The sequence below is a fragment of the Saccharomonospora halophila 8 genome (assembly GCF_000383775.1).
In the GTDB taxonomy this organism is placed as follows: domain Bacteria; phylum Actinomycetota; class Actinomycetes; order Mycobacteriales; family Pseudonocardiaceae; genus Saccharomonospora; species Saccharomonospora halophila.
This window is the reverse complement of the sequence record NZ_KB912570.1, coordinates 8,709-12,750: the sequence shown is the minus strand read 5'-3', so window position 1 is coordinate 12,750 and position 4,042 is coordinate 8,709. Positions and strand designations below refer to the sequence as shown.

Here is a 4,042-nt window from a genome sequence, read left to right as displayed (position 1 = left end):
CGCTCGGCCCGCACCCGCACCTCGCGGACCTGGTCCTGCGCCGCTACACGGCCGCGGCCCGGCCCGCGACGCCCGGCATCCCCCGCCCCGCGTGACGACGACCCACCGCACGATCCGTCCAGTCGATTAGACGCTTGCCTGTCTAGCCTTGTAGGCTTAGCATCGTGGTGACGAAGCGACTGAAGCCGGCGAAGCTGCTCGCCATTACCAGACGGAGGGCGCGGAAACTCGGCTACGTCGTCGAGCAGGTCAATGGCCGAGGTAAGGGTTCTCACCTGCTGTACGTGGTACGTGACGAACACGGGGACGAAGTGGCACGATTCGCACTCACCGGGCATGCGAGGGAACTGTCCTGGACAGTGATGCGGAGCATCGAGGACTCACTCGCCCACCTGCTCGGTGAGCACTGGTTGGAGGAGCAATGAGCGAGAGCGCTCCCACCTACCACGTCAGCGTCACGCGCGAGGAAGGTTTGTGGGTCGCCGTGGTCCGGGACCTGCCTGCCGGCGTCACCGACGTAAAGCGCATCACGGATCTGGAGACCGAGGTACGGGACCTCATCGCCACACTGCGGGAGGTGGACCCGTACGAGTTCGAGATCACGTGGCACTACGAGCATGCAGGGCACGACTTCAGTGGATTGATCACGACCTTGCGGGAACGGGAGCGCAACGCCAGGGACGCGGTCCGGAAGCGGGACGAAGCACGGACGAGCGCGATTACACGGCTGCACGACGCGGGACTGAGCCTGCGGGAAATCGCCGAGATACTCGGCCTGTCCCATCAACGCGTCCAACAGCTGTCCGCCCGAGCCGCCGCGGATCGTGCGGGTGAGCCCTGTGCCACAGTGTGACGCATGGCTGACGAACTGGTGCACTACGCCGTCGCCGACGGTGTCGCGACGCTCACCCTGGACTCCCCGCACAACCGCAACGCCCTGTCCGCGCAGCTGCGCGGCGAACTGAGCGACGGGCTGGCGCGGGCGGTCGAGGACGAGGCCGTCCGGGTGGTCGTGCTCGACCACACCGGCCCGGTGTTCTGCGCCGGCATGGACCTCAAGGAGGCCAAGGGGGCCGGAGAGGGGCAACAGGGCGTCAACGACTTCCCGGACATCCTGCAGCGCCTCTGGACCAGTCCGAAACCGGTGGTGGCCCGGCTCGCCGGACCCGCGCGGGCGGGCGGGATCGGCCTGGTCGCCGCCGCGGACATCGCCGTCGCGGTGGACACCGCCACGTTCGCCTTCACCGAGGTCCGCATCGGGGTCGTCCCCGCCGTGATCTCCGTGCCGGTGCTGCCCCGCCTCGACGCCCGCGCGGCACACGAACTGCTGCTGACCGGCGACACGTTCGACGCACGCCGGGCCGCCGGGATCGGCCTGCTCAACGCCGCCGTTCCCGCCGACGAGCTGGACACCACCGTGCGGCGCTACGTCGACTCGCTGGTGCGGGGCGCGCCGACGGCGCTGGCCGCCACGAAGGAACTCCTCCAGGGCGAGACCGCGCGCACCATGCCGGAGAGGTTCGAGGCCATGCAGGGTCTGTCCGCGCGGTTCTTCGCCTCCGCCGAGGGGCAGGAGGGGATCGCCGCGTTCGCGGAGAAGCGCACCCCGACATGGATCCCCGAGGGCGCGGACGGGTGAGCGGCGCCCGCCCCCGCGGGACGGGCGCCCTCCGGTCGGGTCAGTCCGCCAGCACCACGGTCAGGATGCGGCCCTCCCGGCGCCCGCCCCGCGGGGTCAACGCGCGCTGCGCGTCGGAGAGCACCCCGTGCACCGCCAGGTAGGACTTCGGGTCGGCCCGTTTCAGCCGCTCGGCCGCGGTCCAGATGAGGACGTGCTCCCCGGACGGCAGCCAGGACAGGTCCGTGAGCCCGTCGTAGAACGTGTCGAGCGAACGCCCGTAGTGGTCGGGGAAGGACAGGGCCGCGGCGATCGCGTCGAGCATGCCCGTGCGGTCCCCGTGCGGCGCGCCGTCGATGACGTGCGGGTAGGCCCCGCGGGCCCGTGCCTCGTCGACGACCGTCCGCGAATCGGGCAGCGGCATCACCGTCGTCATCACGTGTCCGCCGCGACGAAGGGTTCGTACCGGTCGTCACGCACGCAGAAGCCGGATGGCGAATGTGGCAACAGCATCTCCCTTGTACCGAGGACCGGCCGGGGTGCCCACCACGGTTCACCGGTCACGTACCCCGGCCGCCACCCGGGGTGCGCGCCCGGCACCGTCACGGACACCGGCACGGTCGGCGTGTGCGAAACCGCGCCCGGCAGGCTACCCGGGCGGGAGTCGGCCTCGCCAACCCCGAACACCTCCCGCACCAGCCAGGCACCCAGGACGACGAGCAGCAGGGCGATCAGGGCGGCGCTGATACGCCTACGGGACAGCACCGCGGTCATCCTCCCCCGGCCGCCGCGCCCCGCGACCCCGGCCCACGATCCGGACCACCCTGTCGAGGACGCCGTCGACGACGTGGTGCAGCGCCCAGGCCAGCGCCGCGCACAGCGGCAGGAGGACGGCGGTCACCAGCACGAACTGCACCGGGAACCATTGTTGCGCCAGCCACAGTTCGAGCCCGTTCCACCAGCGGGCCACTCCGTCGAACACGGTACCGAGCCTACGCCAGGTAGGTTGAGCGCATGTTCGCCGTCTACGCCAAAGAACCGAACGCCGACGACCCGCTCGCCTCGCTCACGGTGGGCGAGCGCCCCGACCCGGAGGTGCCCGAGGGCTACGTGCGGGTCTCGGTCCGGGCAGCCAGCCTGAACATGCACGACGTCTGGACCCTGCGCGGGGTGGGGATCAAGCCGGAGCAGTTCCCCATGATCCTCGGCTGCGACGGGGCGGGGGTGCTCGACGACGGCACCGAGGTGGTGCTGCACCCGGTGGTGAACGACCCGTCCTGGCGCGGGGATGACACGCTCGACCCGAAACGGACGCTGCTCACCGAGAAACTGCAGGGTACCTTCGCCGAGTCGGTCGTGGTGCCCGAGCGCAACGTGCTGCCCAAGCCTGCGGGGCTGTCGTTCACCGAGGCGGCCACGATGGGCACCGCCTGGCTGACCGCCTACCGGATGCTGTTCACCAAGTCCGGCCTGCGGCCGGGACAGACCATGCTCGTGCAGGGCGCGTCCGGCGGTGTGTCCACCGCACTGGTGCAGCTCGGCCGGGCCGCGGGCCACCGCGTGTGGGTCACCGGGCGCACCGGGGAGAAGCGGGCCCTGGCCGAGGAGCTGGGCGCCCACCGGACGTTCGAGCCCGGGGCGCGGCTGCCCGAACGGGTCGACGCCGTGTTCGAGACCGTGGGCAAGGCCACCTGGGCGCACTCGTTGAAGTCGCTCAAGCCCGGCGGGATCGTGGTCGTGTCCGGCTCCACCAGCGGCCCCGACCCGAGCGCCGACCTGCAGCGGGTGTTCTTCCTGCAACTGCGGGTGGCGGGCTCCACGATGGGCACCCGCGAGGAGCTGGCCGACCTGCTCTCCTACGTCGACCTCGCCGGCATCCGCCCGCAGATCGGCGCCGACCTCCCCCTGTCCGACGCCGAACGCGGCGTCACCGACATGCTGGAGGGCAACACCGCCGGCAAGATCGTCTTCACCCGCTGAGCACGCAGGGTGTTGCCGTGAGGGGCACATTTCCTGCATGTGACGCAGCGAATGTGCCCCTCACGGCGCTTCACGCAGGGAATGTGCCCTTCACGGCAAACCCCGCTGTCAGGTGAGGCGGTGGGCCGTCCGCGTGGCGGCGTCGCGGGCCTGGTGCCAGAGGGTGGTGACGATGTGTTCGGCGGGGCCGTGCGGGGCCTGGGCGTACGTCTGGCCCGCCCACAGGGACATCGCCTCCGGGTCGTCGACCCGGCCCGCGGCGGCCCTGATCGGCTTGCTGAGCCGGTGCAGCTGCGGGTAGGCGGCGGGCGCCTGGTCGGTGTGCTCCCGCAGGAAACGGTTGACCAGTCCCCGGGCGGGTCTTCCGCTGAACGCGCGGGTGACCGCCGTCGGGCGGGTGCCCTCGGCCAGCACCCGCCGCTGTGTCGGGTGCGTCCCCGCCTC

8 protein-coding genes are annotated in these 4,042 nt (G+C 71.4%); 4 read left to right on the top strand and 4 right to left on the bottom strand.

The genetic code is table 11. The features are described from left to right. The first annotated feature begins 164 nt into the window (after positions 1 to 164). Genes SACHA_RS0116255 through SACHA_RS0116245 form a run of 3 tightly spaced genes read left to right on the top strand, consistent with a single transcriptional unit; the run spans position 165 to position 1,639 of the window. Positions 165 to 425 (top strand): hypothetical protein, encoded by a 261-nt coding sequence (locus SACHA_RS0116255; protein ID WP_028663261.1) that lies wholly within the window; start codon positions 165 to 167, stop codon positions 423 to 425. Beyond that, positions 422 to 853: a hypothetical protein gene (locus SACHA_RS0116250; protein WP_019811432.1), complete on the top strand. Its 432-nt coding sequence runs from the start codon at positions 422 to 424 to the stop codon at positions 851 to 853. The genes SACHA_RS0116255 and SACHA_RS0116250 overlap by 4 nt, the downstream gene beginning before the upstream one ends. Before the next feature lie 3 nt (positions 854 to 856). Beyond that, complete coding sequence (locus SACHA_RS0116245) at positions 857 to 1,639, top strand: enoyl-CoA hydratase family protein (RefSeq protein ID WP_019811430.1); 783 nt, start codon at positions 857 to 859, stop codon at positions 1,637 to 1,639. Positions 1,640 to 1,679: 40 nt separating this feature from the next. Here the strand turns inward: SACHA_RS0116245 and SACHA_RS0116240 are convergent, their stop codons facing one another. The 3 genes from SACHA_RS0116240 to SACHA_RS0116230 are packed head-to-tail and all read right to left on the bottom strand — an operon-like array spanning position 1,680 to position 2,600. Continuing rightward, complete coding sequence (locus SACHA_RS0116240; RefSeq protein ID WP_019811429.1) at positions 1,680 to 2,054, bottom strand: barstar family protein; 375 nt, start codon at positions 2,052 to 2,054, stop codon at positions 1,680 to 1,682. Then, positions 2,054 to 2,392, bottom strand: a complete 339-nt coding sequence (locus tag SACHA_RS0116235) for a hypothetical protein (protein ID WP_019811427.1) — start codon at positions 2,390 to 2,392, stop codon at positions 2,054 to 2,056. The genes SACHA_RS0116240 and SACHA_RS0116235 overlap by 1 nt, the downstream gene beginning before the upstream one ends. Then, positions 2,370 to 2,600 carry a hypothetical protein gene (locus SACHA_RS0116230; protein ID WP_028663260.1) on the bottom strand — a complete coding sequence of 77 codons (231 nt, stop codon included), beginning with the start codon at positions 2,598 to 2,600 and terminating at the stop codon, positions 2,370 to 2,372. The genes SACHA_RS0116235 and SACHA_RS0116230 overlap by 23 nt, the downstream gene beginning before the upstream one ends. A gap of 32 nt (positions 2,601 to 2,632) precedes the next feature. Here SACHA_RS0116230 and SACHA_RS0116225 point away from each other — a divergent pair, with 32 nt between their 5' ends. Beyond that, positions 2,633 to 3,598, top strand: coding sequence for a zinc-binding dehydrogenase (locus tag SACHA_RS0116225; protein ID WP_019811423.1), 966 nt, complete (start codon positions 2,633 to 2,635; stop codon positions 3,596 to 3,598). Between the two features lie 108 nt (positions 3,599 to 3,706). Here the strand turns inward: SACHA_RS0116225 and SACHA_RS26275 are convergent. Continuing rightward, positions 3,707 to 4,042: nitronate monooxygenase (locus SACHA_RS26275; RefSeq protein ID WP_039739395.1), on the bottom strand; the 336-nt coding region annotated here is incomplete at its 5' end.

What these genes read in the sequence shown, in the direction of transcription:
- SACHA_RS0116250 (WP_019811432.1), top strand. Translation starts at nt 422, where the DNA reads ATGAGCGAGAGCGCTCCCACCTACCACGTCAGCGTCACGCGCGAGGAA.
- SACHA_RS0116245 (WP_019811430.1), top strand. Translation starts at nt 857, where the DNA reads ATGGCTGACGAACTGGTGCACTACGCCGTCGCCGACGGTGTCGCGACG.
- SACHA_RS0116240 (WP_019811429.1), bottom strand. Translation starts at nt 2,054, where the DNA reads ATGACGACGGTGATGCCGCTGCCCGATTCGCGGACGGTCGTCGACGAG.
- SACHA_RS0116235 (WP_019811427.1), bottom strand. Translation starts at nt 2,392, where the DNA reads ATGACCGCGGTGCTGTCCCGTAGGCGTATCAGCGCCGCCCTGATCGCC.
- SACHA_RS0116225 (WP_019811423.1), top strand. Translation starts at nt 2,633, where the DNA reads ATGTTCGCCGTCTACGCCAAAGAACCGAACGCCGACGACCCGCTCGCC.